23 protein-coding genes, 1 tRNA gene and 1 riboswitch are annotated in these 25,356 nt (G+C 71.8%); of the genes, 10 read left to right on the forward strand and 14 right to left on the reverse strand.

Going from position 1 to position 25,356, the window contains the following annotated elements:
* Both BJ975_RS15465 and BJ975_RS15470 read right to left on the reverse strand, forming a co-directional pair.
* Positions 1-459 carry a RidA family protein gene (locus BJ975_RS15465; protein WP_179427525.1) on the reverse strand — a complete coding sequence of 153 codons (459 nt, stop codon included), beginning with the start codon at positions 457-459 and terminating at the stop codon, positions 1-3.
* Position 460: 1 nt separating this feature from the next.
* Positions 461-616, reverse strand: a complete 156-nt coding sequence (locus tag BJ975_RS15470; protein WP_153302903.1) for a DUF4177 domain-containing protein — start codon at positions 614-616, stop codon at positions 461-463.
* A 77-nt stretch (positions 617-693) separates the two neighbouring features.
* Here BJ975_RS15470 and BJ975_RS15475 point away from each other — a divergent pair, with 77 nt between their 5' ends.
* Both BJ975_RS15475 and BJ975_RS15480 read left to right on the forward strand, forming a co-directional pair.
* The gene (locus BJ975_RS15475) at positions 694-1,674 is read left to right on the forward strand and encodes an ArsA-related P-loop ATPase (RefSeq protein WP_179427527.1); all 981 of its coding nucleotides are present in this window, start codon (positions 694-696) and stop codon (positions 1,672-1,674) included.
* A complete protein-coding gene (locus tag BJ975_RS15480) occupies positions 1,671-2,870 on the forward strand; it encodes an ArsA family ATPase (protein ID WP_179427529.1) in 1,200 nt (399 codons plus the stop codon). Before BJ975_RS15475 ends, BJ975_RS15480 begins: the two co-directional genes overlap by 4 nt.
* A 7-nt stretch (positions 2,871-2,877) precedes the next feature.
* Here the strand turns inward: BJ975_RS15480 and BJ975_RS15485 are convergent, their stop codons facing one another.
* Complete coding sequence (locus BJ975_RS15485; RefSeq protein ID WP_179427531.1) at positions 2,878-3,135, reverse strand: WhiB family transcriptional regulator; 258 nt, start codon at positions 3,133-3,135, stop codon at positions 2,878-2,880.
* A 209-nt stretch (positions 3,136-3,344) separates the two neighbouring features.
* Here BJ975_RS15485 and BJ975_RS15490 point away from each other — a divergent pair, with 209 nt between their 5' ends.
* The gene (locus tag BJ975_RS15490; protein ID WP_179427533.1) at positions 3,345-5,528 is read left to right on the forward strand and encodes a transglycosylase domain-containing protein; all 2,184 of its coding nucleotides are present in this window, start codon (positions 3,345-3,347) and stop codon (positions 5,526-5,528) included.
* Between the two features lie 9 nt (positions 5,529-5,537).
* On the opposite strand, the gene BJ975_RS15495 is transcribed toward BJ975_RS15490, so the two are convergent.
* Genes BJ975_RS15495 through BJ975_RS15505 form a run of 3 tightly spaced genes read right to left on the reverse strand, consistent with a single transcriptional unit; the run spans position 5,538 to position 7,741 of the window.
* Positions 5,538-5,999 carry a GatB/YqeY domain-containing protein gene (locus BJ975_RS15495; RefSeq protein WP_179427535.1) on the reverse strand — a complete coding sequence of 154 codons (462 nt, stop codon included), beginning with the start codon at positions 5,997-5,999 and terminating at the stop codon, positions 5,538-5,540.
* A gap of 36 nt (positions 6,000-6,035) precedes the next feature.
* Complete coding sequence (locus BJ975_RS15500) at positions 6,036-6,800, reverse strand: hypothetical protein (RefSeq protein ID WP_179427537.1); 765 nt, start codon at positions 6,798-6,800, stop codon at positions 6,036-6,038.
* Positions 6,797-7,741 carry an ABC transporter ATP-binding protein gene (locus tag BJ975_RS15505; protein WP_218845975.1) on the reverse strand — a complete coding sequence of 315 codons (945 nt, stop codon included), beginning with the start codon at positions 7,739-7,741 and terminating at the stop codon, positions 6,797-6,799. The genes BJ975_RS15500 and BJ975_RS15505 overlap by 4 nt, the downstream gene beginning before the upstream one ends.
* A gap of 98 nt (positions 7,742-7,839) precedes the next feature.
* Here BJ975_RS15505 and BJ975_RS17190 point away from each other — a divergent pair, with 98 nt between their 5' ends.
* The 5 genes from BJ975_RS17190 to BJ975_RS15530 all read left to right on the forward strand — a co-directional run bounded on the left by BJ975_RS17190 (position 7,840) and on the right by BJ975_RS15530 (position 12,896).
* Positions 7,840-8,964 (forward strand): sensor histidine kinase, encoded by a 1,125-nt coding sequence (locus BJ975_RS17190; RefSeq protein WP_179427541.1) that lies wholly within the window; start codon positions 7,840-7,842, stop codon positions 8,962-8,964.
* Positions 8,961-9,557 (forward strand): response regulator transcription factor, encoded by a 597-nt coding sequence (locus tag BJ975_RS17195; protein WP_179427544.1) that lies wholly within the window; start codon positions 8,961-8,963, stop codon positions 9,555-9,557. Before BJ975_RS17190 ends, BJ975_RS17195 begins: the two co-directional genes overlap by 4 nt.
* A gap of 32 nt (positions 9,558-9,589) precedes the next feature.
* Entirely contained in the window at positions 9,590-10,492 is a 903-nt protein-coding gene (locus tag BJ975_RS15520; RefSeq protein WP_179427546.1) for a metallophosphoesterase, read from the forward strand.
* Between the two features lie 18 nt (positions 10,493-10,510).
* Positions 10,511-10,584: transfer RNA gene (locus tag BJ975_RS15525), tRNA-Pro, on the forward strand.
* 362 nt (positions 10,585-10,946) lie between these two features.
* Complete coding sequence (locus BJ975_RS15530; protein ID WP_179427548.1) at positions 10,947-12,896, forward strand: acetoacetate--CoA ligase; 1,950 nt, start codon at positions 10,947-10,949, stop codon at positions 12,894-12,896.
* Positions 12,897-12,973: 77 nt separating this feature from the next.
* On the opposite strand, the gene BJ975_RS15535 is transcribed toward BJ975_RS15530, so the two are convergent.
* The 4 genes from BJ975_RS15535 to BJ975_RS15550 all read right to left on the reverse strand — a co-directional run bounded on the left by BJ975_RS15535 (position 12,974) and on the right by BJ975_RS15550 (position 16,510).
* The gene (locus tag BJ975_RS15535) at positions 12,974-14,008 is read right to left on the reverse strand and encodes an aspartate-semialdehyde dehydrogenase (protein WP_179427558.1); all 1,035 of its coding nucleotides are present in this window, start codon (positions 14,006-14,008) and stop codon (positions 12,974-12,976) included.
* 79 nt (positions 14,009-14,087) lie between these two features.
* Positions 14,088-15,377 carry an aspartate kinase gene (locus tag BJ975_RS15540; RefSeq protein WP_179427560.1) on the reverse strand — a complete coding sequence of 430 codons (1,290 nt, stop codon included), beginning with the start codon at positions 15,375-15,377 and terminating at the stop codon, positions 14,088-14,090.
* 149 nt (positions 15,378-15,526) lie between these two features.
* Complete coding sequence (gene recR, locus BJ975_RS15545) at positions 15,527-16,123, reverse strand: recombination mediator RecR (RefSeq protein ID WP_179427562.1); 597 nt, start codon at positions 16,121-16,123, stop codon at positions 15,527-15,529.
* Positions 16,124-16,195: 72 nt separating this feature from the next.
* On the reverse strand, positions 16,196-16,510 hold the full coding sequence (locus BJ975_RS15550; protein ID WP_179427564.1) for a DMT family transporter: 315 nt from the start codon (positions 16,508-16,510) through the stop codon (positions 16,196-16,198).
* Between the two features lie 10 nt (positions 16,511-16,520).
* A riboswitch (guanidine-III (ykkC-III) riboswitch) is annotated at positions 16,521-16,588 on the reverse strand.
* 93 nt (positions 16,589-16,681) lie between these two features.
* On the opposite strand from BJ975_RS15550, the gene adhP reads away from it, so the two are divergent.
* Positions 16,682-17,713 carry an alcohol dehydrogenase AdhP gene (adhP, locus tag BJ975_RS15555; RefSeq protein ID WP_223302979.1) on the forward strand — a complete coding sequence of 344 codons (1,032 nt, stop codon included), beginning with the start codon at positions 16,682-16,684 and terminating at the stop codon, positions 17,711-17,713.
* On the opposite strand, the gene BJ975_RS15560 is transcribed toward adhP, so the two are convergent.
* From BJ975_RS15560 to BJ975_RS15575, 4 genes are read right to left on the reverse strand one after another with little or no spacing between them, the layout of a single operon-like run.
* On the reverse strand, positions 17,700-20,321 hold the full coding sequence (locus tag BJ975_RS15560; protein ID WP_179427566.1) for an aminodeoxychorismate synthase component I: 2,622 nt from the start codon (positions 20,319-20,321) through the stop codon (positions 17,700-17,702). The two genes, adhP and BJ975_RS15560, sit on opposite strands and share 14 nt — an antisense overlap.
* Positions 20,322-20,334: 13 nt before the next feature.
* Positions 20,335-22,332, reverse strand: a complete 1,998-nt coding sequence (locus BJ975_RS15565; protein WP_218846849.1) for a DNA polymerase III subunit gamma and tau — start codon at positions 22,330-22,332, stop codon at positions 20,335-20,337.
* Positions 22,333-22,353: 21 nt separating this feature from the next.
* Complete coding sequence (locus BJ975_RS15570) at positions 22,354-22,965, reverse strand: HAD family hydrolase (protein WP_317628245.1); 612 nt, start codon at positions 22,963-22,965, stop codon at positions 22,354-22,356.
* Positions 22,962-23,939 carry an alpha/beta hydrolase gene (locus BJ975_RS15575; protein ID WP_179427570.1) on the reverse strand — a complete coding sequence of 326 codons (978 nt, stop codon included), beginning with the start codon at positions 23,937-23,939 and terminating at the stop codon, positions 22,962-22,964. The genes BJ975_RS15570 and BJ975_RS15575 overlap by 4 nt, the downstream gene beginning before the upstream one ends.
* A gap of 100 nt (positions 23,940-24,039) precedes the next feature.
* Between BJ975_RS15575 and BJ975_RS15580 the strand changes: the two genes are divergently transcribed.
* Positions 24,040-25,347, forward strand: a complete 1,308-nt coding sequence (locus BJ975_RS15580) for a threonine/serine exporter family protein (protein ID WP_179427572.1) — start codon at positions 24,040-24,042, stop codon at positions 25,345-25,347.
* Positions 25,348-25,356 lie beyond the last annotated feature (9 nt).

The following is a 25,356-nucleotide window of genomic DNA, read 5'->3' on the forward strand; positions in this document are numbered from 1 at the left end:
TCAGCGGACCTCGACGACCGCGTCGATCTCGACGGGCGTGTCGAGGGGCAGCACGGCGACGCCGACGGCGCTGCGGGCGTGCGATCCGGCGGCGCCGAACGCGGCGGCCATGAGGTCGCTCGCGCCGTTGGCCACGGCGGGCTGGCCCGTGAACGACGGGTCGCTCGCGACGAACACGGTCAGCTTCACGACACGGACGACCGAGTCGAGGTCGACCACCGAGCTGATCGCGGCGATGACGTTGAGCGCGCACAGCCGCGCGTACTCCTGCGCGTCCTCGGGCGTGACCTCGGCGCCGACCTTGCCGGTGCCGGGCAGGACGCCGTCGACGAACGGCAGCTGGCCGGACGTGAACACGTGCGAGCCGCTGCGCAGGGCCGGGACGTAGGACGCGACGGGCGCCGCGACCTCGGGGACCGTGAGCCCCATCGAGGCCAAGCGGTCGACGACGGCGCCCATGTCAGGCCACCGGGCGCTTGAAGTAGGCGACGAGGTTCTCGGGGTTCATGCCGGGCACGATCTGGACCAGCTCCCAGCCGTCGCGCCCGAAGTTGTCGAGGATCTGCTTGGTCGCGTGGACGAGCACGGGGGCCGTCAGGTATTCCCACTTGGTCATGGCCCCGACTGTATCCCCGCGCGGGCGGGTGCGGTTCTCGCCCGACGTTCCGGCCCGACCCTCGGTAGTCTCGACGCGTGGCCAACTCGACTCCACTGCACGTCGTGACGGGCAAGGGCGGCACCGGCAAGACCACGGTGGCGGCCGCGCTCGCACTGGCGCTCGCCGGCAAGGGACTGAAGGTCCTGCTGTGCGAGGTCGAGGGCCGCCAGGGCATCGCCCAGCTCTTCGACGTCCCGCCGCTGCCGTACGAGGAGCGCAGGATCGCCACGAGCGACGCCGGGGGCCACGTGCACGCGCTCGCGATCGATCCCGAGGCCGCGCTGCTGGAGTACCTGCAGATGTACTACCGCCTCGGTCGGGCCGGCCGGGCCCTCGACAAGTTCGGCGTCATCGACTTCGCCACGACGATCGCGCCGGGCGTCCGCGACGTGCTGCTCACCGGCAAGGTCTACGAGGCCGCCCGCCGCCGCACGGGCGACAAGTCCTCGCGGTTCGTCTACGACGCGGTCGTGGTGGACGCACCGCCCACGGGCCGGATCGCGCGGTTCCTGGGCGTCAACGACGACGTGGCGGGTCTGGCGAAGGTCGGCCCGATCAAGACGCAGTCCGAGTCGATCATGAGCATGATGCGCAGCCCGCAGACAGCGGTGCACCTGGTCACCGTGCTGGAGGAGATGCCCGTGCAGGAGACCCTCGACGGCATCGACGAGCTCAGCCGCGAGGGGCTGCCGGTGGGGCACGTCGTGGTGAACCTCGTGCGGCCGTCCCTGCTGTCCGACGACACCGTCGAGGCGCTCGAGGCGGGTCGCCTCGACGCGAAGGCCGTCGCGCCGGTACTGGAGAAGGCCGGGCTGCCGCGCGACGCCGCCGCCACGCTGGTCGCCGACGGGTTCGGGCACATCGAGCGCCAGCAGCTGCAGAACGAGCAGCGCACGATCATCGAGGAGTGCGGTCGGCCGCACGTCACGCTCCCGCTGCTGACGGGCGGGATCGACCTGGGCGCGCTGCAGGACCTCGCCGCCGAGCTCGCGCCGCTCGTGGAGGACGCCCGATGACCGCCCGCGTGACCACCACCCCGCGCGAGCGCCGTCCCCGCACCGAGCGCCGGCTCTCCGCCACCGAGCAGCCGGCGCGGATCGACGTCGACGGCCTGATCGCCGACCCGACCACCCGCATCGTCGTGTGCTGCGGCTCCGGAGGCGTCGGCAAGACCACCACCGCCGCGGCGCTCGCCCTGCGCGCGGCCGAGCAGGGTCGCACGGTGTGCGTGCTGACGATCGACCCGGCGCGACGCCTGGCCCAGTCGCTCGGCCTGCTCGAGCTCGACAACACCCCGCGTCCGGTCAAGGGCATCGACACCGAGCTCGGCGGCTCGCTCGACGCGATGATGCTCGACATGAAGACGACCTTCGACGAGGTCGTCGAGGCGCACGCCTCGCCCGAGAAGGCCGCCGAGATCCTCGCCAACCCCTTCTACGTCGCGCTGTCGAGCTCGTTCGCGGGAACGCAGGAGTACATGGCGATGGAGAAGCTGGGCCAGCTGCACGCCGAGGACCGGTGGGACCTCATCGTCGTGGACACGCCGCCGTCACGGTCGGCGCTGGACTTCCTCGATGCTCCCGAGCGGCTCTCGTCGCTGCTCGACGGCCGGTTCATCCGGCTCATGCTGGCGCCGGCGCGCGGCCCGGCCAAGCTGCTGTCGGCGGGCCTGGGCATCGTGACGGGCGCGCTCAACAAGGTGCTGGGCGCGCAGGTCCTCACCGACATGCAGACGTTCATCGCCGCGTTCGACACGCTCTTCGGCGGGTTCCGCCAGCGGGCCGAGGCGACGTTCTCGCTGCTGCAGGCCGACGGCACGGCGTTCCTGGTGATCGCGGCGCCCGAGGCGGCGGCGATGCGCGAGGCGGCCTACTTCGTGGAGCGGCTGGCGGCCGACGACATGCCGCTGGCGGGCCTCGTGGTGAATCGCGTCCACGACGAGTCGGCGGCCGGCGTCACGGCGGCCGACGCCGAGTCGGCCTCGCCCCGCCTGGCGGACGGGCGGGCCGCGGAGCGCCGGACCGCGGAGCTGCTCGACGTCCATGCCGAGCGGATGCGGCTGGCGGAGCGCGAGAACCGCCTGCGCGAGCGGTTCAGTGCGGCACACCGCAACGTGGAGGTGGTGCCCGTGCCGGCACTGGACACGGACGTCCACGACCTCGGTGGCCTGAGGGTGATCGGTGATCACCTCGGCGCCCCGCAGGGCGCCTGAGGTCAGGTCAGCTGGCGGGAACGAGCAGCTCGCGCCACTTGCGGACGTGGGGCTTGCGACGCAGCAGGGCGCGGCGCTCACGCTCGGTCATGCCACCCCAGACGCCCCACTCGATCCGGTTGTCGAGCGCCTCGGCGAGGCACTCGGCGCGGACGCCGCAGCCGTTGCAGACGAGCTTGGCGCGGTTCTGCTCCGCGCCCTTCACGAAGAGATCATCGGACTTGCCGAGGCAAGCCGCGTTCTGAGACCAGTTGTCGTTCCACATGCGCAGAGACCCTTTCCCGAGATCCTCCGGGTCCCCGTGACCGAGAGGTGAACTTGTTTCTGCTGAGAACGAGCCTAGGGATTTCCGCGGTAACCGGACAGATTCCTCCGGGTAGTTGATACATAGTCCCAAATAGTCATGTCGCTCCCGGGCCGCGCTGGTCTCGCCGGTGCCGGGGCGGGTTGCCGATCTCCCGTATCCTCGTGCCCATGGCGTGGCAGGACATGGGTGACTCGATCAAGAAGGTCGCCGAGAGCGAACCGCGGCCGACGTCGAAGCTGGGGGCGATCGGCTCGATCGCGTGGCTCTCGGTGCTGGCCGGAGTGATCGTCGCGGCGATCTTCGTGCCCGGCACGGCCTTCCTGGCCAGCACGTCGAACAAGGTCAGCAAGGACGTCGTCGACCTGCCGCTCGCGCTGCAGGACCTGCCGAATCCGCAGACCACCCGCCTGATCGCCTCCAACGGCAAGCGCGTCGCGTACTTCTACCAGGAGAACCGCCAGGACGTGCCGCTGAAGAAGATCGCGCCGGTCATGCAGACCGCGATCATCTCGATCGAGGACTACCGCTTCTACGAGCACGGCGCCCTCGACCTCAAGGGCACGCTGCGCGCCCTGATGAACAACGCCTCCGACGGCAACACGCAGGGTGGCTCGTCGATCACCCAGCAGCTCGTCAAGCTCACGCTCGTGCAGCAGGCCACGACCAAGGAGCAGCGCGCCGCCGCCACCGAGGTGTCCACGGCCCGCAAGATCCGCGAGCTCAAGCTGGCGATCAACTACGAGAAGAAGTACTCCAAGGACGAGATCCTGGAGCACTACCTCAACATCGCCTACTTCGGCGACGGCGCGTACGGCATCCGCGCCGCGGCCTACCACTACTTCTCGGTCAGCCCCGACAAGCTGTCCACCGCGCAGGCCGCCACGCTGGCCGGCCTCGTGCAGAACCCCGAGCAGTTCAACCCGCGCATCTACCCCGAGCGCGCGCTCCAGCGCCGCAACACGGTGCTCGGCGTCATGGCCCGCCTCGGCAAGATCCCCGAGGCCGAGGCCGAGGAGCTCAGCGCCACCCCGATCGGCCTGAAGATCACGTCGTTCCCCAACGGCTGCGTCGACTCCGAGGCCGCGTTCTCGTGCGACTACATCCGCCGCTACCTGCTGCAGGAGCCGGCGCTGGGCGAGACCGTCAAGGAGCGTCAGGCGATGCTCGAGCGCGGCGGCCTCACCATCAAGACCAACATCGACCTGTCGATGCAGAAGGCCGTCAACAAGGCGGTCACGAAGTACGTCGGCGACACCGACAAGGCGATCGGCTCGCTGGCCCTCGTCGAGCCCGGCACCGGCAAGGTGCGCGCCATCGGCCAGTCGCGCTCGATGGGCAAGGGCAAGGGCGAGACGTACATCAACTTCTCGGTGCCCCGCCGGTACGGCGACTCGAACGGCTTCCAGGCCGGCTCGACCTTCAAGATGTTCACCGCGGCCGCGGCCCTCGAGGACGGCATCCCCGCGAGCAAGTCCTACAACTCGCCGCAGACGATGAGGATCCCCACGGGCACCTACTTCGACTGCGACGGCAACGGCACCGGCCAGTGGGAGGTCAAGAACTCCACGGGTGCGGGCGGCTTCAACATGGTCACCGGCCTGCGTCGCTCGGTGAACACCTACTTCGCCCAGCTCGAGCGCGACGCCGGCCTGTGCGAGACGGTGAAGATGGCCAAGCGGATGGGCATCCCCACCGCTGAGCCCGACATCGACAAGGGCAGCCCCGGCAGCTACATCCCGTCGTTCACGCTGGGCCCGATCGACGTCAGCCCGCTCGACATGGCCGCCGCCTACGCCACCCCCGCCGCCGGGGGCATGTACTGCGAGCCCGCCCCGGTCGCCGAGATCCTCGACCGCAGCGGCAAGACGATCAAGAAGTACAAGCCCGAGTGCAAGCGCGCCATGAGCAAGAAGACCGCCGCCACGATCAACGCGATCCTCGTCGGCCTGCAGCAGCCCGGCGGCTTCGGCTACAGCAACGGCACCGGCCTGAGCATCCCGTCGGCCGCCAAGACCGGTACCACCAACGACAGCAAGGCCGTCTGGTACACCGGCTACACCCCCGAGATCTCGGCGGCGTCGATGATCGCGGGCATCAACAAGAAGGGCCAGCCGGCCGGCCTCGTCGGCACCACGCTGCGCGGCACCCCGGTGTCGTTCTCCCAGGCCGGCGGCTCCTCGCTGGCGGGTCCGCAGTGGAAGGCGGCCATGGGCGAGATCGAGAAGTCGCTCACCCCGGCCAAGTTCGACTCGGTGACGCTGCCGTCGGCGCCCCGCGCCACGAAGAAGAGCGGCGGGGGCGACGACGATCGCCCGGGCCGCGGACGCGGCCGCGGCGGGGACGACGACTGAGCGAGGGGCTCAGGCGCCCAGCTGGCGCCTGACCTCGGCGGCCACGTCGCCGCCGTCGGCACGGCCCTTGGTCTGTGCCGAGACGGCGCCCATGACCTTGCCCATCGCCTTCATGCCCTCGCCGGCGGCGCCGGTCCGGTCGATGACGTCCGAGACGATCGCGGCGATCTCCTCGTCGCTGAGGGGCTCGGGCAGGTAGTCGGCCAGGATGGCGGCCTCGGCGCGCTCCTTCTCGGCGAGCTCGGGGCGGTTGCCCTCGTCGAACGCGGTGGCCGACTCGCGGCGCTTCTTGGCCTCCGACGACAGCACGGTGAGGACGTCGTCGTCGGTCAGCTCGCGCGCCTCCTTGCCGGCGACCTCCGCGTTGGTGATCGCGGCGAGCGCCATGCGGATCACGGAGGTGCGCAGGGCGTCACGGGACTTCAGGGCGGTGTTGAGGTCGTCGCGCAGGCGGTCCTTGAGAGCTGACATGTCGCCATTCTCCCACCGCCTGCGCGACGAGCGATCTCAGTGCCGCGGCTCCCAGCGGAACAGGCGCTTGGACAGGTCGTACCCGAAGTACGTCCACAGGGCGAGGCCCGCGACGGCCACGACGACGTTGCCGTAGACGTCCATCTCGTAGGCGGCGCGCACCAGTGTCACGAGCGCGCCGCCGGGCGTGAGGTCGAGCCAGCGGTTCTCGGTCATCGGCGAGGCGATGAGGGTGCCGAGCGCGAGAGCGACGTAGGGCATGCTCGAGATCTGCGCGGCGCTGGCGTTGGGGGTCAGCGCGGCGGTCGCGGTGGCGGCGGTGACCGACGAGGCCAGCAGGCCGACGAGCGCCGCCAGGAGCCACCACCAGGCACCCGGCATCCCGTTGCCCAGCGCCACCATGGCGACGAGGACCAGGAGGGTCTGGCCCAGGCACAGCAGGACCGGCGGCACGAGCAGGCCCGTCAAGATCACGAGGTCGGAGGACTCACCCGAGCGCAGCCGCTTGAGGAACAGGTCCTGGCGCCGGGTCACGAGGGTCGTCGTGGCGGTGATGTAGACGGTGAACATCACGAAGAACATGACGACCATCGAGACCATGCCGACCGATGCGGTGGTGTCGTCGGACGCCTCGACGGCGGTCTCGCGCTGGACGAACAGGAACGCGGCGAACATCAGCGGCAGCGCGGTGGCGCTGAAGAGCACGGCCTTCGAGCGTGCGATGAGCCGGAACTCCGAGCCCGCGATCGCGCGGACGCGAGCGAGTGCGGTCGGCGAGGTGGGCGTGGTCGTGGTGCTCATGAGGCATCCTCCAGACGGTTGCTGCTGTGGCTGACGCGGGTGAAGATCTCGGACAGGCTGGCCTCCGAGGCGTTGAGCCGCTCGAGACGGTGGCCGTGCTGGTCGGCCCAGCGCAGCAGGCGGCCCAGCGAGGACTGCAGGTCGGCGACGTCGAGGCGGACGCGGTCCGCCGTGATGCGCAGCGAGACGGGGTCGACGACGGTGCGCAGCTCGCGGTCGAGGTCGGCGCCGGCCAGGCCGACGGTGGTGAACTCGATCGCGGCGGGCGCGGTGCCCACGACGTCCGAGACGCTCCCCTCGGTGGCGACGCGGCCCTCGTGCATGATCGCGACGTGGTCGGCCAGCGCCTCGGCCTCCTCCAGGTAGTGCGTGGTCAGCACGACCGTGGTGCCGCCGGCCTTCAGGTCGGCGACGAAGCGCCAGGCGGCCTCGCGGGACTCGGGGTCCAGCCCGGCCGACGGCTCGTCGAGGAACAGCACCTCGGGGTTGTTGAGCGTCGCGAGGATGAGGTCGAGTCGGCGGCGCTGACCGCCGGACAGCTGGACCACGCGGGTCCCGGCGCGGTCGGCCAGGCCGAGCCGCTCCAGCGCGTCGTCGGTGCGGCGGGGGTTGGTCGTGAGCGAGGCCCACAGGTCCACGGTCTCGCGCACCGTGAGGTCGCCGGCGAATCCCGACTCCTGCAGCATGATGCCGAGCCGGGGCCGCAGTCGCGCGCGGTCGGCGACCGGGTCCATCCCCAGGACGCGGACCCTCCCAGCGTCCGCGGCCCGATGTCCCTCCAGGGTCTCCATCGTGGTGGTCTTTCCCGCGCCGTTCGTGCCCAGCAGGGCGAACAGCTCGCCGCGCCGGACCGTCAGGTCGAGGTCGCGCACGGCGGTGAAGTCACCGTACGTGCAGGTCAGGCCGCGAACGTCGATCACGGCGTTGTCGGTGGTCTCCATGTCTCCACCCTCGCGGCCGGGGACCGGTGCCCACCAGCGCGTGGAGTCACCAGATCCGATGACATCTGTCATGCGCCTCCTCGGCTACGGTCGGGACCGTGAGCTCGAACCCCGACGGCTTCGTCGCGACCTGGCGCTACACCGCCTCGAGCCTGTGGATCTACGTCGTGTTCGGGACGATCGGCCCGGCGGCGCGGGCGACGGGCGACCTGGTCCAGGGCACCGCGGTCGTGCGCAGCGTCCTGCTGCTCGTGGTGATCGCCGCCGTCGTGTGGCTCTCCTGCCGGCCCCTCATCGCCGCGGCGCGCCACGGACTGGGGCACGAGCAGATCGCGTGGTCGCAGCGGGCGAAGTACCTCGCGCCGGCCCTGCTGGTCTACCCGCTGGCCTGGCTGCCGCCGACGTTCCCGCCGGGGATCGTCCTGGTCCCGTGGCTCGTCGTCTCGCTGCTGGCGATCGACGTGTCACCACGGCGCCGCAACACCCTGCTGGTGCTGGCGGTGCCGGTGCTGCTCGGCCTCTACGCCGTCGCGGGCTGGGACCAGCTGCTCGACCTGGACTTCCAGGGCGCCTACGTCATCGGCTTCATGGCGCTCTTCCTGCCGGCCGTCTCGGTGTTCCAGGTCTGGCTGTGGCAGCTCATGCTCCAGGTGCGGTCCGCGGGCGAGGCCGAGGCCGACCTCGCGGCGGTGCGCGAGCGGCTGCGCCTCGCGGCCGACCTGCACGACGTCCAGGGCCACCACCTGCAGGTGATCGCGCTCAAGGCCGAGCTCGCCGAGCGCCAGCTCGACCGCGATCCCGCCGCCGCGAGGGCGTCGATGGGCGAGGTCCAGCAGATCGCGCGCGATGCGATGACCGAGACCAAGGAGATCGTGCGCGGCTACCGGCGCACGAGCCTGCGCGAGGAGATGGCCAACGCGGCCGCCGTCCTCGAGGCGGCCGGCGCCGACGTCACCGTGGAGTGCGACGAGGGCCTCGACCAGCCGCTGTTCGCGCTGGCGCTGCGCGAGGCGACGACGAACATCCTGCGCCACAGCGCCGCGACCACCGTGCGGATCGAGGCGTCACCGGAGCGCCTGGCCATCACGAACGACGGCGCCCGCGAGGCCACGGGGTCGCCCGGCTCGGGCCTGGCGTCGCTGACCGAGCGGGTCGCGGCGGGCGGCGGCCGCTTGGCGGTCCGGCGCGAGGACGACCGCTTCACCGTCGAGGTGGTCCTGTGATCCGGGTCGTGGTCGTCGACGACGAGGAGATGATCCGCAGCGCGATCGTGGCCCTGCTCGCCCTGGAGGAGGACCTCGAGGTCGTGGGCGAGGCCGGCAACGGCGCCGACGGGCTCGACCTGGTGCGGACGCACGCGCCCGACGTCGTGCTGCTCGACCTGGAGATGCCGCCGACGGACGGGATCGAGGTCGCGACCCAGATCGACGGTCTCGCGCGGTCGGTCCTCATGACCCGCCACGCCCGCCCGGGCGTGCTCCGGCGCGCCATGGCCGCCGGGATCGCGGGCTTCGTGCCCAAGTCGAGCCCCGTGTCGGCCCTCGCGCAGGTCATCCGCGAGGTCGCGGCGGGCCGGCGCTACGTCGACTCCGAGGTCGCCGCAGCCGCACTGAACGCGGAGGCCTCGCCGCTCTCGGACCGCGAGCTGGACGCGCTGCGGCTGACCCGGCGCCATCTCTCGGTGGCCGAGATCGCGGGCACCCTGCACCTCGCCGAGGGCACGGTCCGCAACTACCTGTCGAGCGCGATGACCAAGACCGACACGTCCTCGCGGTACGAGGCAGCCGAGCACGCGTACGAGCACGGCTGGATCTGACGGCGGTCGGTGGCGGCCACTAGGCTTCCCGCATGCGACTGACGCGGCTGCTGGGAGCGACCACGGCGCTCGGACTGGGCACGCTCGCGTACTCCTACGTCGAGGCCACGCGCCGCTTCGCGGTGCGCGAGTTCACGGCGCCGGTGCTGCCCGCGGGGCACGAGCCGATCCGCGTGCTGCACCTGTCGGACATCCACCTCACGCCGGGCCAGCACGCGAAGCAGGAGTGGCTCGAGTCCCTCGCCGGGCTGCGGCCGGACCTCGTCGTGGACACGGGCGACAACCTCGCCCACCGCGACTCGGTCGTGCCTCTCGTGACCGCCCTCTCCGACCTCCTGCAGGTGCCCGGCGTCTTCGTCTTCGGGTCCAACGACTACTACTCGCCGAAGCTCAAGAACCCGGCCACCTACCTCACCGGCGGCACGGGCGTCGACACCGGCGGCGACTGGGAGCGCCCTCGCGACCTGCCGTACGAGGAGCTGCGCGCCGTTCTCTCCCACCAGGGGTGGCGCGACCTCAACAACCGGCGGGACGAGCTCACGGTCAAGGGCACCCGCATCGCCTTCACCGGCGTCGACGACCCGCACCTGCGGTTCGACCGGCTCGACCACCAGCCCGCCGACGCCACCGCCGACCTGCGCATCGGCGTCGCGCACGCGCCCTACCTGCGCGTGCTCGACTCGTTCAACGCCGCGGGCAACGAGCTGATCCTCGCGGGGCACACGCACGGCGGTCAGCTGCAGGTTCCGGGGTTCGGCGCGCTGGTCACGAACTGCGACATCGATCGGGCCCGCGCGAACGGCCTCCACACGCACCGGACCCCGGGTCACGACCGCTCGTGGCTGCACGTCTCGGCGGGCTGCGGGACCTCGCCGTTCACCCCGTTCCGGTTCTGTTGCCGCCCCGAGGCGACAGTCCTCACCCTGACCGGGTAGAATTTCTGAGGTTGCACACGGGGTGTGGCGCAGCTTGGTAGCGCGCGTCGTTCGGGACGACGAGGCCGCAGGTTCAAATCCTGTCACCCCGACCCACTCACGAAGCCCGGACTCCCTCGGAGTCCGGGCTTCGTGCCGTTCTGGGGTGCATCGGCCCACGCCCTCCCGATTGGCGCGTAACTCGCAGTTAGGGCACACTGACCGGGTGCCCGGATCGGTCCGGGCGCTCGGCAGCTCCGGTGAGCGGGTTCTCCCGCGTGTGTGCACCGGGGCGGGAAGGCCGAGGAGCCGCCCCGCAGGTGTTCCACCGTGCGGGGTGCGCCGGCGTGCTGGGGGGCATGCCGGCGCGAGCGAGGCGGTCGTCGGTCTGGTGGGGAAGCCACGGCCGGCGGCCGCCTTGCGACCTGCCCGGTCCCGACTCTCGTGCGTCGTGCGTCACACCTAGACTGCCGACATGCCTGCCGACGTCCTCTGGGAGCCCGCCCTCTCCGGCACCTCCGCGATCGAGCGCTTCGCCGCCTGGGTCGCCCGCACGAAGGGAGTGGACGTCCCCGACTACGACGCGCTGTGGCAGTGGTCGGTGGACGATCTCGACGGGTTCTGGGGCGCCTGGGTGGAGTACCTCGACCTGCCGCACGACGGCACCGCCGAGCCCGTGCTCGCCGATGCCTCGATGCCCGGAGCGCGCTGGTTCCCCGAGCTGCGGCTCAACTACGCCGAGGCGATGCTGCGCATCCCGGGGCGCGCCGACGACGACGTCGTGGTGATCGCGCGGTCGCAGAGCCGCGACGAGGTCACGCTGACCGCCGCCGGGCTGCGCGAGCAGGTGGCGCGGGCACGACAGGGACTTCTCGCGGCCGGCGTCAGCCCCGGCGACCGGGTGGCGGCCTACGCGCCGAACATCCCCGAGACGCTCGTGCTGCTGCTGGCGTCGGCCAGCCTCGGCGCGATCTTCTCCTCGTGCGCGCCCGAGTTCGGCACGCAGAGCGTCATCGACCGGTGGCAGCAGATCGAGCCCGTGGTTCTGCTCGCCGTCGACGGCTACCGCTACGGCGACAAGGGGATCGACCGGCGCGACCAGGTGGCCACGATCACCGAGTCGCTGCCGTCACTGCGCCAGGTCGTCTGGTTGCCGTACCTGGACCCCGAGGCGCCCGCTCCCGAAGGCGCCACGACCTGGCGGGAGTTCACCGCCACCACCGGCCCGCTCGAGTTCGCGCGGCTGCCGTTCGACGCACCGCTCTACGTCTTGTTCTCCTCGGGCACCACGGGCCTGCCGAAACCGATCGTGCACGGACACGGCGGCATCACGATCGAGCACCTCAAGGCGCTCAGCCTGCAGAGCGACCTCGGCCCCGAGGACCGCTTCTTCTGGTTCTCCACCACCGGCTGGATGATGTGGAACTACCTCGTCTCCGGCATCGGCGCGGGCACCACCGTGGTGATGTTCGACGGCAACCCGGCTCATCCGGGCCTCGAGGCGCTCTGGGAGATGGCCGCCGAGGTCGGGGTGACGTACTTCGGCACCAGCGCGCCGTTCCTGCTCCAGTGCCGCAAGGAGGAGCTGCACCCCGCGCGCGTCGCCGACCTCTCGGCGCTGCGCGCGCTCGGCTCCACCGGCGCCCCGCTGCCCGAGGCAGGATTCCGCTGGGTCTACGACGAGTTCGACCCGCAGGTGCAGCTCGCCTCGGTCTCGGGCGGCACGGACACCTGTGCGGCGTTCGTCGGGGCGGCGCCCACGGTGCCGGTCTACGCGGGCGAGATCTCGTGCCGGTCGCTGGGTTGCGACGTGGACTCGTTCGACGAGCAGGGCCGGCCGGTGCGCGACCAGCTGGGTGAGCTCGTCATCAAGCAGCCGATGCCGTCGATGCCCGTCGGCTTCTGGGGCGACGACGACGGCTCGCGCTACCGCGCCGCCTACTTCGAGGACTTCCCGGGCGTCTGGCGCCACGGCGACTGGATCGACCTGACCTCGTACGGCTCGTGCACGATCACCGGCCGCAGCGACGCCACGCTCAACCGCGGTGGCGTGAGGCTGGGCACCTCGGAGTTCTACTCGGTCGTCGAGTCGATGCCCGAGGTCGCCGACAGCATCGTGGTGCACCTCGAGGACTCCGAGGGCGGCGCCGGGCGCCTGCTGCTGTTCGTGGCGCTCGTCGAGGGCGCGGTGCTCGACGACGACCTCACGAAGCGGATCGCCACCGAGCTGCGCTCGAAGCTGTCGCCTCGCCACGTGCCCGACGAGGTGCACCAGGTGCGCGGCATGCCGCGCACGCTCTCGGGCAAGAAGCTCGAGGTACCCGTCAAGAAGATCCTGCGCGGCACGCCCGTGGACGAGGCGGCGGCCAAGGGCGCGCTGCAGAACCCCGAGGTCCTCGACGACTTCCTCGCCTTCCGCCCCTGACGAGATGTGCTCCCATTTCTACCTTTCAATCCCTCTGAAAGGTAGAAATGGGAGCACATCTTGGGCGGGCTGGCAGATCAGACCAGCAGCTCGGCGATCTGGATCGTGTTGAGCGCGGCACCCTTGCGCAGGTTGTCGCCCGACACGAACAGCACGAGGCCCTTGTTGCCCTCGAGCGACTGGTCCTGGCGGATGCGGCCGACGAGGCTCTCGTCGCGCCCGGCCGCCTCGAGCGGGGTGGGCACGTCGGTGAGCGTCACGCCGGGCGCCGAGCCGAGGATCTCCTCGGCCTGCTCGGGCGTGATGTCGTTCGCGAACTCGGCGTGGATCGACAGCGAGTGGCCCGTGAACACCGGGACGCGCACGCACGTGCCCGCGACCCGCAGGTCGGGCAGGCCGAGGATCTTGCGCGACTCGTTGCGGAGCTTCTGCTCCTCGTCGGTCTCGTGCGAGCCGTCGTCGACGATCGCGCCCGCCAGCGCGATCACGTTGAACGCGATCGGCGCGACGTACTTGACCGGCTCGGGGAACTCGAGCGCGCGACCGTCGTGGGTGAGCGCGTCGGCCTTCTCGACCGTGGCGAGGGCCTGCGAGTGCAGCTCCTCGACGCCGGCCAAGCCCGAGCCCGAGACCGCCTGGTAGCTGCTGACGGTGAGCCGGACGAGACCGGCGGCGTCGTGCAGCGGCTTGAGCACCGGCATCGCGGCCATGGTGGTGCAGTTCGGGTTCGCGATGATGCCGCGGCCGCGGGGGCCGTCGCCTGCGGGGATGTCGCCGGGGTTCACCTCGCTGACGACCAGCGGGATGCTCGGGTCCTTGCGCCACGCCGACGAGTTGTCGATGACGGTCACGCCGGCCTCGGCGAAGCGCGGGGCCTGGACCTTGCTCATCGTGGCGCCGGCGCTGAACAGCGCGATGTCGAGGTCGGAGACGTCCGCCGTGGCGGTGTCCTCGACGGCGATCTCCTCGCCGCGGAACGGCAGGGTCTTGCCCGCCGAGCGGGCCGAGGCGAAGAAGCGCACCGACTCCGCGGGGAAGTTCCGGTCCTCGAGCAGCTGACGCATGACGGCGCCGACCTGGCCGGTCGCGCCGACGACTCCGATCTTGGTCATCGCGCCACCGCCTCGGAAAGGGCACGGTAGGTCGGTGCCGCGATTCCACGTGCTGAATTGATCACTCGCTGGCGCTCGTTCATCGCCCGGTCCCTCCGTACACGACGGCCTCGGTGTCCTCGTTGCCCAGGCCGAAGGCCTCGTGGGCGGCGTTGACGGCGGCGTCGACCTCGTTCTCGCCCACGACGACCGAGATGCGGATCTCGGAGGTGGAGATCATGCCGATGTTGACGCCGGCCGCGGCCAGCGCCTCGAAGAACGTGGCGGTGATGCCGGGCTGCGAGCGCATGCCGGCGCCGACGATCGAGACCTTGCCGACGCTGTCGTCGTACTGCAGGCGCTCGAAGCCGATCTGGTCCTTGAGGCGGGCCAGCGCAGTCATCGCAGTCTGGCCGTCGTCGCGCGGCAGCGTGAAGGAGATGTCGGTGAGCGCCGTCGCGGCGGCCGACACGTTCTGGACGATCATGTCGATGTTGATCCGGGCCTCGGCCAGGGCGCGCAGGACGGCGGCGGCGTAGCCCACCTTGTCGGGCACCCCGACGACGGTGATCTTGGCCTCGCTGCGGTCGTGGGCGACCCCGGAGATGATGGCGTGCTCCATCGCCTGTCCTTCTTCCGTGTACTTGCTGACGTCTTCGGCGGCCACGACCCACGTGCCCGTCTTGTCGCTGAACGACGACCGCACGTGGATGGGCATGGTGTTGCGGCGGGCGTACTCGACGCACCGCAGGTGCAGGATCTTCGCGCCGCTGGCGGCCATCTCGAGCGTCTCCTCGTAGGAGATCGCGGGGATGCGCGTGGCCGTGCGGACGATGCGCGGGTCGGCGGTGAAGATGCCGTCGACGTCGGTGTAGATCTCGCACACGTCGGCCTTGAGCGCCGACGCCAGCGCGACGGCGGTGGTGTCCGAGCCGCCGCGGCCGAGCGTGGTGATGTCCTTGGTGGTCTGCGAGACGCCCTGGAAGCCCGCCACGATGACGATCGCGCCGTCGGCGATCGCCGACTGGAGGCGGCCGGGCGTGACGTCGATGATCTTGGCCTTGCCGTGGACGTCGTCGGTGAGGACGCCGGCCTGCGAGCCGGTGAAGCTGCGCGCCTCCTGGCCCAGGGTCTCGATCGCCATCGCCAGCAGCGCCATCGAGATGCGCTCACCTGCGGTGAGGAGCATGTCGAGCTCGCGGCCCGGCGGGAGGGGAGAGACCTGGTTGGCCAGGTCGATCAGCTCGTCGGTCGTGTCACCCATCGCGGACACGACGACGACCACGTCGTGACCGGCCTTCTTGGTCGCCACGATGCGTTGGGCGACTCGCTTGATGCTGGTGGCGTCCGCCACCGACGAGCCGCCGTACTTCTGCACGACGATGCCCATGGACATTTCCTTGCTCTGGGGGTTGCTGGCACAGGGAGATGACGCCACGTTGCGCCTCGGCCAGTCTAGCCCCTGCGCTTCCAGCCTCCGGCCCGCCGTCCGGGCGCTGGACGAGAGCGAAGTTTTCCCCGGTTGACCGGGTTCGGCCATCAGCCGACGGCGGTGCGGCCCTCGAACGCGCGCCCGAGGGTGACCTCGTCGGCGTACTCGAGGTCGCCGCCCACGGGCAGGCCGCTGGCGAGCTTGGTGACCTTCAGGCCGATCGGCACGAGCATCCGCATGAGGTACGTGGCCGTAGCCTCGCCCTCGAGGTTCGGGTCGGTGGCGATGATGACCTCGGTGACGGCGCCGTCCTGCAGGCGGCCGAGCAGCTCCTTGATGCGCAGCTGGTCGGGACCGATGCCCGCGATGGGGCTGATCGCGCCGCCCAGCACGTGGTAGCGGCCGCGGAACTCACGGGTGCGCTCGATCGCGATGACGTCCTTGCTCTCCTCGACCACGCACAGCACCGAGTCGTCGCGGCGCGGGTCGGAGCAGATGCGGCACGTGGTGTCGACCGTGACGTTGCCGCAGACCGAGCAGAACAGGACCTTGGTCTTGGCGTCGACGAGGGTCTGCGCGAAGCGCTTGACGTCCTCGGGGTCGGCGTCGAGGAGGTGGAACGCGATCCGCTGGGCGCTCTTCGGGCCGATGCCCGGCAGTCGACCGAGCTCGTCGATGAGGTCCTGGATCACGCTTTCGTACACACCGACAGCGTAGTCGGCCGCGGCCAGCCGAACCGCCTCCGACGAGGCGAGTCCGGCGGCCGCGTGCGCGACTCAGTGCGCGAGCTTGAGACCGACGACGCAGCCGATCAGCCCGCCGATGAGCAGGAACTTGGTGATCGAGATCGGCTCGGTGCCGGTGTACATGGCCCAGCCGACCGTGGCGGCGGCGCCGATGCCGACCCACACGGCGTAGGCGGTGCCGATCGGCAGGTCCCGCATCGCCCACGCGAGGCCGGCCATCGAGATGGCGCAGGCGACGACGAAGACGATCGAGGGGACGAGCTTGCTGAAGCCCTCGCTGCGGCCCAGGGCGGTGGCCCACACGGCCTCGAACAGACCCGAGACGACCAGAACGATCCACGACATGACGCGCTCCTTCGTGGCCGTCTTGTCGCGCTCCGGGTACGACTCCACTCGTCCGGTGGCCGGGGATCCCGGCTCGGATTCCAGCCTTTCACGTCCGGGGTCGGGGGCCAAATCGGATGCAACGTCGGTGACACCTTCGCGGACTAGCGTCCGTGGTGGAGAGGACGAACCATGACCGACATCCCGCGCACGATGCGCGCCGCCGTCAGCGCCGAGGCCGGCGCCCCCCTGACCATCGACGAGGTGCCGGTGCCGACGCCCGGCCCGGGCCAGGCGCTCGTCCGGCTGATCACCTCGGGCGTCTGCCACACCGACCTGCACGCCGTGAACGGCGACTGGCCGGTGCCGCCGAAGCGCCCGCTCATCCCCGGCCACGAGGGCTTCGGCGAGGTGGTCGCGCTCGGCGAGGGCGTCACGCAGCTCGCGGTCGGCGACCGGGTCGGCAACGCCTGGCTGTGGTCGGCGTGCGGCGCCTGCGAGTACTGCCGCCAGGGCTGGGAGACGCTGTGCGAGCAGCAGCAGAACGGCGGCTACGGCGTCGACGGCTCGTTCGGCGAGTACATGCTCGTGGACGAGCGCTTCGCCGCACGCGTGCCCGACGGGGTCGACGACGTCGAGGTCGCGCCGATCCTGTGCGCGGGCGTCACGGTCTACAAGGGCCTCAAGGTCGCGAACACGCACCCGGGGCAGTGGATGGTCATCAGCGGCATCGGCGGCCTCGGCCACATCGCGGTCCAGTACGCGGTGGCGATGGGCATGCGCGTGATCGGCGTGGACGTCGACGACGCGAAGCTCGAGCTGGCGCGCAAGCACGGCGCCGAGCACGTCGTGAACGCGGCCAAGGACGACCCGGTCGCCTTCGTGCAGGAGACGGTGGGAGGGGCGCACGGCGTCCTGGTCACGGCCGTGCACCGCGAGGCGTTCGGCCAGGCCACCGGCATGACCCGCCGCGGCGGCACGATCGTGTTCGTCGGGCTGCCGCCGGGTGACTTCCCGGCCAACATCTTCGACATCGTGCTGCGCGGGCTGACCGTGCGCGGCTCGATCGTGGGCACCCGTCAGGACATGGTCGAGGCGCTCGAGTTCTTCGCGGCGGGCCGGATCCACCCGACCGTGTCGACGAGGTCGCTGGACGAGATCAACGACATCTTCGACGAGATGGAGCACGGCCGGATCGACGGCCGCGTGGTCATGCGGTACTGAGTCCCAGGAAGCGCGCCAGCAGGTCGTGCCCGCGAGCGGTGAGGATGGACTCGGGGTGCACCTGGATGCCCTCGATCGGCAGCTCGCGGTGGCGCAGGGCCATGACGATGCCCGAGCCGGTGCGGGCCGTGACCTCGAGGACCGGCGGGACGTCCTCGACGACGAGCGAGTGGTAGCGCGCGCAGACCAGCGGTGAGGGAAGGCCGGCGAACACGCCCGCCCCGTCGTGGTGGACGAGCGAGGACTTGCCGTGCACCACGCGGTCGGCGCGGACGACGCGCGCGCCGAAGACCTCGCCGATCACCTGGTGGCCGAGGCAGACGCCGAGGACGGGCGTGTGGGCGCCGAAGCGGCGGACGACCTCGGCGCTGATGCCGGCGTCGGCGGGCGTGCCGGGCCCGGGCGAGACGATCACGTGGGTGAAGTCGCCACCGAGCAGCTCGTCGACCCTCGCGGCGTCGTGGCGCACGACCTCGGTGCTGCCGCCGAGCTCGCCCACGTACTGCGCGAGGTTGAACACGAACGAGTCGTAATTGTCGATGAACAGCACCCGCGGCCGCCCGGTGGTGGACGGATCCTTCGACCTTCGGGTCGCTGGGGCGGCCGGGAGGTCGAGAGCTCCGGCTCCCCACAAGGCCCGGTGGGCCTCGGCGAGGCGGGCGGTGAGGGGTCCCGGCCCCCACGCGCCGACGCCCTCGCACGAGGTGACCGGGACGATGCCGCGCAGCGCGTTGGTGACGAAGACCTCGGTGGCGGCCGCGAGGTCGGCGGTGGTGAGCCGGTGCTGGAACACGGGGATGCCGAGGCCGAGCGCCAGCTCGACCACGCGCGCACGGGTGGTGCCGGGCAGGAGGCGACCGTCGAGGGCGGGCGTGTGGAGGCCGTCGTCGAGGACCGCGAAGACGTTGGCGCGCTCGGTCTCCAGAACCGATCCGTCGGCGTCGAGCAGCAGCGGCTCGGCGGCGGCGGGCGCGACCCGCGAGCGGTCGGCCCACTTGTGCTCGCCGAGACCGCCCGGGAGCACCTGCGGCACGAGCGCCCACGCGGCCGGGGCGGTATCGAGCGGTGACGTGGTCATCGAGACCCGGACGTCGTCGCCGCGCGGGACCGCGTCGAGCCGCAGCCGTTGCCGGCCGTGCAGACCCGCGATGCGCCGGTGCACCGCCTCCTCGAGCCCGGCCCTGACGGTGGTGCCGTAGACGGACCGGACGCTGGCGTCGAGTCGCGCGAGGTGGGCGTCGAGGTCGTCGGCGTGGCCGTCCACGACGAGGACGGTCTCGAAGATCCCGCGGGACGCGTCGACGGCGCGGCCGGCGTCGCCGACGGGCAAGGCCGTTGCCTCCGACACACCCGCCGGCGAGGCCTCGAGGTCGAGCCGTCCGCCGATCGCGCGGATCAGCGGCCGGGCCTTCACGAGGCACTCCGCGTACTCGTCGTCGGGGTCGGAGTCGGCCACGATGCCGCCGCCGACGCCCAGCCAGACCCGCTGCCGTCCCTCGGCGTCACGCGCGAACTCGAACGTGCGGATGACGACGTTGAGCTCCATCCCGGCGGTGGCGCTCACGTGTCCGATCGCGCCCGTGTAGGCCTCGCGGCCGGTGGTCTCGAGCTCGGCGATGATCTCCATCGCTCGCACCTTCGGGGCGCCCGTGACCGAGCCGGGCGGGAACGTGGCGCGCAGCAGGTCGCCATCGCCGACCTCGGCGGGCAGGTGTCCCACGACGTCGGAGACCAGGTGCCACACGCTGTGCCGCTCGAGCCGGTTGAGCGCCGGGACCCGCACCGATCCGGGCAGCGCCACGCGACCGAGGTCGTTGCGCATGAGGTCGACGATCATGACGTTCTCGGCGCGGTTCTTCGCCGAGGCCTCGAGCTCGCGGGGGTCGGCGGTCAGCGGCGCCGTGCCCTTGATGGGCGAGGTGAGCACCTCGTCGCCGGTGCGGCGCAGGAACAGCTCGGGCGAGAGGCTGGCCAGCGCTCCCTCGGGCGACGAGACGTAGGCCGCGTAGGCGGGGCGCAGTGACTCGACGCCCCTGCAGAACGCGTCGAGCGGGTCGCCCTCGAACGCCGCCTCGAGCCGTGCGCACAGGTTGACCTGGAAGATGTCGCCCGCCTCGATGTGGTCGAGGGCTCGTCGCACGGCCGCGCGGTGGGCGTCGGCACCGGGCGTCAGCTCGAACGTGCCCGCGGTGAACGGCTGGGCCGGCGCGGGCGTCACGACGGCCTCGAGGAGCGAGTCGACGCGGGCCGGATCGGGCTCACCGAGGGACTCGAGCCACCACGTGCCGCGGACCCGGCGCAGCACGAGGTCGTAGAGGCCGACCCGGTGGTCGGGCTGAGGAATCGGTCGCGGCGGGCCGTCGGGGAGCTGCTCCACGTGGCGGCCGAGGCGGTAGCCCCACGCGCCGATCCAGCCACCGCCGAAGCCGTCGTCGTCCTGGCGGGGCAGGTCGACGTCGTCCCACGCCTCCAGCAGGCGTACGGGCTCGCAGGCGATGAGCGCCTCGCCCTGGTGCCACGCGCCGACGAGGGCGACCAGCCGGTCGCGGCCGCGCAGGCGCCGCAGGACCTCGGTGGGCGACGCGTCGAGGTCGAGTCGCCGCCGCACCGGCGGGGCAGGGTCAGCCGTGGGTGGTCTCGTCAATGATCTCGGCTCCGAGGTGCTCGGCCAGCAGTGCCTCGGCGTCCTGCGTGCCGTCGTCGACGACCGGGTCGTCGGGGTCGACGCCCGCGTCGGGATCGAGCCGCTCGATGGGCACGGGACCCTGGCGGAGGGCATCGCGGACCGACTCGGGAACGCGCGACTCCTGCGGCGCGGGCGGGGACGGCGCACTCACGGCGGGGGCCGGCGCGGTGCCGGTGGGCGTGGCCGAGGGGTCGACGATCGCCTCGATGCGCCACTGCACCGCCATGACGTCGGACAGCGCCTGCTGGACGATCTGGTCGGAGCCGCTCTTGACGAACGAGTCGCGGGCGCCGGTGTTGACCAGCGCGAGGGTGAGGGTGGAGCCGTCGAGCGCCGCCACCTGGGCGTTCTGGCTGAGCATGACCCACGTGAAGCGGCGCAGCTGCTGCACCCGCTCGAGGACCTGCGGCCACATCCGGCGGACGTCGGCCGTGGTCAGCTGACCGGGTGCCGCGGGGGCCGGCTGCGAGATCTCGGGCTCGGGTGCCGAGGGCGGCTGCACCCGGGGCGCCACCGGGGCGGGCTGGGGCGCGGGCTCCGGGGCCGGCTGGGGCGTCGGCGTCCGGGGTTCGGGAGCCTGGGGCTCGGGGGACTGCGGCTCGTGAGCCTGCTGTGCGGGAGTCGGGGACTCGGTCTCCCACGTGGGATCCGGCGCAGCGACGGGCGCGGGCGCGGGTGCCGCGGCGGTCGGGGGCGGCGGGGCGTCGGCGGCCGCAGGAACGGGAGCCGGCGCGGCACCGGAGAGCCGCCGCTCGAGCCGGTCGAGACGTGCGTGGAAGCCCTCGACCGAGTTGTCGGCGCCGGGCACGAGGATCCGCGCGCACATCAGCTCGAGCATGAGGCGCGGGGCGGTGGCGCCGCGGAACTCGGTGAGCGCCTCGCTGACCAGGTCGGCCGCGCGGGTGAGCTCGGTGGGCTCGAAGCCCGCCACCTGGCGCTGGAGCACGGCGGTGCGGTCGGCGGGCGTCTCGAGCAGCCCGTTCTCGACGGCGGTGGGCACGGCCTTGAGGATCACGAGGTCGCGGAACCGCTGGAGCAGGTCCTCGGCGAACCGGCGCGGGTCCTGACCGGACTCGATCACCTTGTCGACGACCCCGAAGACGGTGGCGGCGTCGTCGGCCGCGAACGCCTCGACGGCCTCGTCGAGCAGCGAGTCGGGCGTGTAGCCCAGCAGCTGGACGGCGAGGTCGTAGGTGATGCCGTCGGGGCCCGAGCCGGCGAGCAGCTGGTCGAGCACGCTGAGGGAGTCACGGACCGAGCCGCCGCCGGCGCGCACGACGAGCGGCAGGGCGGTGGGCTCGAGGCCGACGCCCTCGCTCCGGCACAGCTGGAGCATGTAGTCGCTGAGCAGCTTCGGCGGGACGAGCCGGAACGGGTAGTGGTGCGTGCGCGAGCGGATCGTGCCGATGACCTTGTCGGGCTCGGTCGTGGCGAAGATGAACTTCAGGTGCGGCGGCGGCTCCTCGACGAGCTTGAGCAGCGCGTTGAAGCCCTGCGGCGAGACCATGTGGGCCTCGTCGATGATGTACACCTTGTAGCGGCTGCTGACGGGCGCGAAGAACGCGCGCTCGCGCAGGTCGCGGGCGTCGTCGACGCCGCCGTGGCTGGCCGCGTCGATCTCGATGACGTCGATGCTGCCGGGCCCGCCGCGCGCGAGGTCGCGGCAGCTCTGGCACTCGCCGCACGGGTCGGAGATCGGTGCGCGCTCGCAGTTGAGCGCGCGCGCCAGGATCCGGGCGCTGGTGGTCTTGCCGCAGCCGCGCGGTCCGCTGAACAGGTAGGCGTGGTTGACTCGGTTGTTCGACAGGGCGTGGCGCAGCGGCTGGGTGACGTGATCCTGGCCGATGACCTCGGCGAACGTCTCGGGCCGATAGCGGCGGTAAAGCGCCAGGGGTGCGTCCACGGAGACCACCCTAGACGCCTGCCCCGACAGCGGTCACCGTCGCCGCACAGCTCACGGGCGAGGGCTCGCGCCGGCTCGTAGCAGCGGCACGAAGGCCGTCAGGTCGTCCGCCACGTGGGCGGCGCCGGCCGCCACCAGCTCCTCGGCCGAGCAGGGCCCGGTGGTCACGGCGAGGCCCCTCACCTCGGCGATCCGCGCCGCGTCCATGTCGTGCACGTGGTCGCCGACGTAGGTGTCGGCGGACTCGCGGACGAGGACCTCGGCCTTCTGCTCGCGCCAGGCGTCGCCCACCACCGCGTCGTGGGGCAGCCCGAGGTGCTCGAGGTGCAGGACGGCGTTCGGTCCGGCCTTCGCGGTGATGACGATGGCGCGGCCGAGCTCGCGCGCGGCGGCGAGCGCCTCGTCCGCGCCGGGCATCGCGAGCACGCGGGGGATCGCGATCTCGGGGTACATCGCGCGGTACCGCGCGAACATCTCGGGCACGGCCTCGGCGGGGAACCAGTGCTCGAGCTCCCACGTGAGCGGCGGCCCGAGCCGCGACACCGCCAGCTCGGCGTCGATCGGCACGCCCGTCTGGCGCGACAGCTCCTCGTAGACCGCGCGGATCCCCGGGCGCGAGTCGATCAGCGTCATGTCCAGGTCGAACCCGATCGTGCGCGTCACGGGATCCAGCGGTCGAGCCACTCGCCGGTGAGCCGGTAGGCCTCGGCGCGCGGGTCGTCGTTCGACAGGTAGACGTCGTGGCGGGCGTTCCGCACCTGCAGCGAGGTGACGTCGCCGCCGAGGCAGCCCGACCACCGCGCGATCTGGCGGACGTCGAGCACGGCGTCGGACGTGTCGGTCTTCTCGTGGTGCTTGAAGCTGAACCACGACCGGTGCGACCGGAGCACGAGCGAGGGCACGCCGACGTCGAGGCCTCGGTGCAGGACCGCGTGGCCGCGCCGGACCGCCGTGAGCCAGCCGTAGGTCACGGGGAACCCGGCGAGCGGCTTCCAGGCGAGGTCGTAGTCCCACAGGCCGCCGTGCTCGCGGTAGAGGCTGACGCCGTAGGCCTCGGCGAGAGGCAGCCGCATGCGGTCCTTGGGGCGGACCTTCGCGAACGCGCGGATCGCCTGCGTGCCGATCGAGCGCATCCACGGCGCGCCCTGCAGGTCGAACCACGGGCTGTTGAGCACCAGGCCGGCGATGCCGCGCCCGCGCGCGCCGCCGGGCTCGAGGTTGAGCCGGTCGAGCCACAGCGGCAGCACGAGGCCGCCCGTGGAGTGCGCCGAGAGCACGATCGGCACGTCGGGCACCTCGGCGCGCACGGTGCGCAGGGTCTCGTCGAGCTCGCGGTCGTACAGCGCGAGGTCCGAGACGTAGTGCGGGGTGTGGCCCTGGCCCAGCGACCGGCCGCACTTGCGCAGGTCGAGGGAGTAGAAGGCGAAGCCGCGGTCGGCGTAGAACTCGGCGAGCTCGGTCTGGAAGAAGTAGTCGCTGAAGCCGTGCACGTAGACCAGTGCGCCGCGCGGCTCGCCCTCGAACCGGCGCCGGACGAGGGTCGCGGTGATCTCGCCCTCGCCGTCGGGATCGGTGCCCAGGTCGATCGTCCGTCGCTCGTACGGGTCGCCCAGCATGTCCTCGGTCCAGCCGGTCATCGGTCCTCCTCGCGCTGCTCGGACCCCCACCCTAGGCCCAGGCGACGGCTCGGTCCGGGGGTACGCGGCATCCTCCCGGGCCATCAGGAAAGGTGGAGTCATGAGCACCTCGGCGCCGGAGACTCTCCGCATCATGGACCTCGCCCTGCGCGCGGGGGAGATGCTGCTGTCCAACGGCGCGGGCACGGCCGACGTGTCGGCGACGATGTCGTCGATCGCCCGCCATCTCGGCCTGCGCGGGACCTACGTCGACGTCACGCACATCATGCTGACGATGGTCCACGACCAGCAGCTCGACGAGCCGCCGCTGATCCTGCGTCGGAACGTGGTCCGGCGCGAGACCGACTTCGAGGACGTCACCGCGATCGACCGCCTCGTGAGCGACCTGCTGAACGACGAGCTCGGCCTCGACGAGGCCCGCTCGCGGCTGGCCGCGATCGCCACGAGCGGCCACGCGCGTCCTCGCTGGGTCGTGATCGCGGCGGCGGGCGCGGTCGGCGCGGGCGTCGCCCTCATGCTCGGCGGCGGCGTGCTGGTCACGGCGATCGCGTTCCTGGCCGCCGTCGTGATCGAGGTGGTCCGGCGGCCGCTCGAGGTACGGCGGCTCCCCGACTTCTACATCCAGGTGGTGGGCGGACTGTGCGCCTCGCTGATCGCCGTGTCCGCCGCCGCGCTGCAGGTGCCGTCGCCGCCCTCGCTCGTCATCGCCGCCAACATCGTCGTGCTGCTCGCCGGTCTGGGCCTCATGGGCGCGATCCAGGACGCGCTCACCGGCTACCAGCTGACCGCCGTGGCGCGGCTGCTCGAGGTCGTGCTCGCCACGGGCGGCATCGTCGCCGGCGTCTCGGGCGGCCTCATGGTCGGTCGGATGCTCGGCGTCGACCTCGGCTCGGGCACGAGCTGGCCCGACCTGTCGCACCTGCCGTTCGTCACGATCGGCGCGGCCGTCGCGGCCGCTGGCTTCGCGGTGCAGTCGTACGCGCCGTGGACCTCGGTGCCGGTCATCGCGGCGATCGGCGCGGGCGCCGGCGCGTTCTCGTCCGCCATGTTCCAGAACGGGCTCGACCGGCCCTGGGCCGCCGGGATGGCCGCCTTCCTCATCGGTGTCGTCAGCTACCCGGCCTCGCGCGGCCTGCGCATCCCGGCGCTGGTCATGGTGGTGCCCGCGATCGTCCCGCTGCTGCCCGGCCTGACGATCTACCGCTCGCTCGCGCAGCTGGCAGAGGAGAGCCTCTCGGGCATCTTCGCGGGCATCACCGCGATGGCGGTGGCGGTGGCGCTGGCCGCAGGTGTCATCCTCGGTGAGTATGCTGCTCAACCGCTCGGACGCGAGACCAAGCGGCTCGAGCGCCGGCTGTCCGGACCACGTCTGGTGGGCCCCTTCCGAGCCAAGTCGAAGCGGAAGTGACTCACTGGT

Source organism: Aeromicrobium tamlense (assembly GCF_013408555.1).
GTDB classification, from domain to species: Bacteria; Actinomycetota; Actinomycetes; order Propionibacteriales; family Nocardioidaceae; genus Aeromicrobium; species Aeromicrobium tamlense.

What these genes read in the sequence shown, in the direction of transcription:
- BJ975_RS15580 (WP_179427572.1), top strand. Translation starts at nt 24,040, where the DNA reads ATGAGCACCTCGGCGCCGGAGACTCTCCGCATCATGGACCTCGCCCTG.
- BJ975_RS15505 (WP_218845975.1), bottom strand. Translation starts at nt 7,741, where the DNA reads ATGGAGACCACCGACAACGCCGTGATCGACGTTCGCGGCCTGACCTGC.
- BJ975_RS15490 (WP_179427533.1), top strand. Translation starts at nt 3,345, where the DNA reads ATGGCGTGGCAGGACATGGGTGACTCGATCAAGAAGGTCGCCGAGAGC.
- BJ975_RS15470 (WP_153302903.1), bottom strand. Translation starts at nt 616, where the DNA reads ATGACCAAGTGGGAATACCTGACGGCCCCCGTGCTCGTCCACGCGACC.
- BJ975_RS15550 (WP_179427564.1), bottom strand. Translation starts at nt 16,510, where the DNA reads ATGTCGTGGATCGTTCTGGTCGTCTCGGGTCTGTTCGAGGCCGTGTGG.
- BJ975_RS15540 (WP_179427560.1), bottom strand. Translation starts at nt 15,377, where the DNA reads ATGGGCATCGTCGTGCAGAAGTACGGCGGCTCGTCGGTGGCGGACGCC.
- BJ975_RS15530 (WP_179427548.1), top strand. Translation starts at nt 10,947, where the DNA reads ATGCCTGCCGACGTCCTCTGGGAGCCCGCCCTCTCCGGCACCTCCGCG.
- BJ975_RS15485 (WP_179427531.1), bottom strand. Translation starts at nt 3,135, where the DNA reads ATGTGGAACGACAACTGGTCTCAGAACGCGGCTTGCCTCGGCAAGTCC.
- BJ975_RS15535 (WP_179427558.1), bottom strand. Translation starts at nt 14,008, where the DNA reads ATGACCAAGATCGGAGTCGTCGGCGCGACCGGCCAGGTCGGCGCCGTC.
- adhP (WP_223302979.1), top strand. Translation starts at nt 16,682, where the DNA reads ATGACCGACATCCCGCGCACGATGCGCGCCGCCGTCAGCGCCGAGGCC.
- BJ975_RS15480 (WP_179427529.1), top strand. Translation starts at nt 1,671, where the DNA reads ATGACCGCCCGCGTGACCACCACCCCGCGCGAGCGCCGTCCCCGCACC.
- BJ975_RS15500 (WP_179427537.1), bottom strand. Translation starts at nt 6,800, where the DNA reads ATGAGCACCACGACCACGCCCACCTCGCCGACCGCACTCGCTCGCGTC.
- BJ975_RS15575 (WP_179427570.1), bottom strand. Translation starts at nt 23,939, where the DNA reads ATGACCGGCTGGACCGAGGACATGCTGGGCGACCCGTACGAGCGACGG.
- BJ975_RS15465 (WP_179427525.1), bottom strand. Translation starts at nt 459, where the DNA reads ATGGGCGCCGTCGTCGACCGCTTGGCCTCGATGGGGCTCACGGTCCCC.
- BJ975_RS15495 (WP_179427535.1), bottom strand. Translation starts at nt 5,999, where the DNA reads ATGTCAGCTCTCAAGGACCGCCTGCGCGACGACCTCAACACCGCCCTG.
- BJ975_RS15520 (WP_179427546.1), top strand. Translation starts at nt 9,590, where the DNA reads ATGCGACTGACGCGGCTGCTGGGAGCGACCACGGCGCTCGGACTGGGC.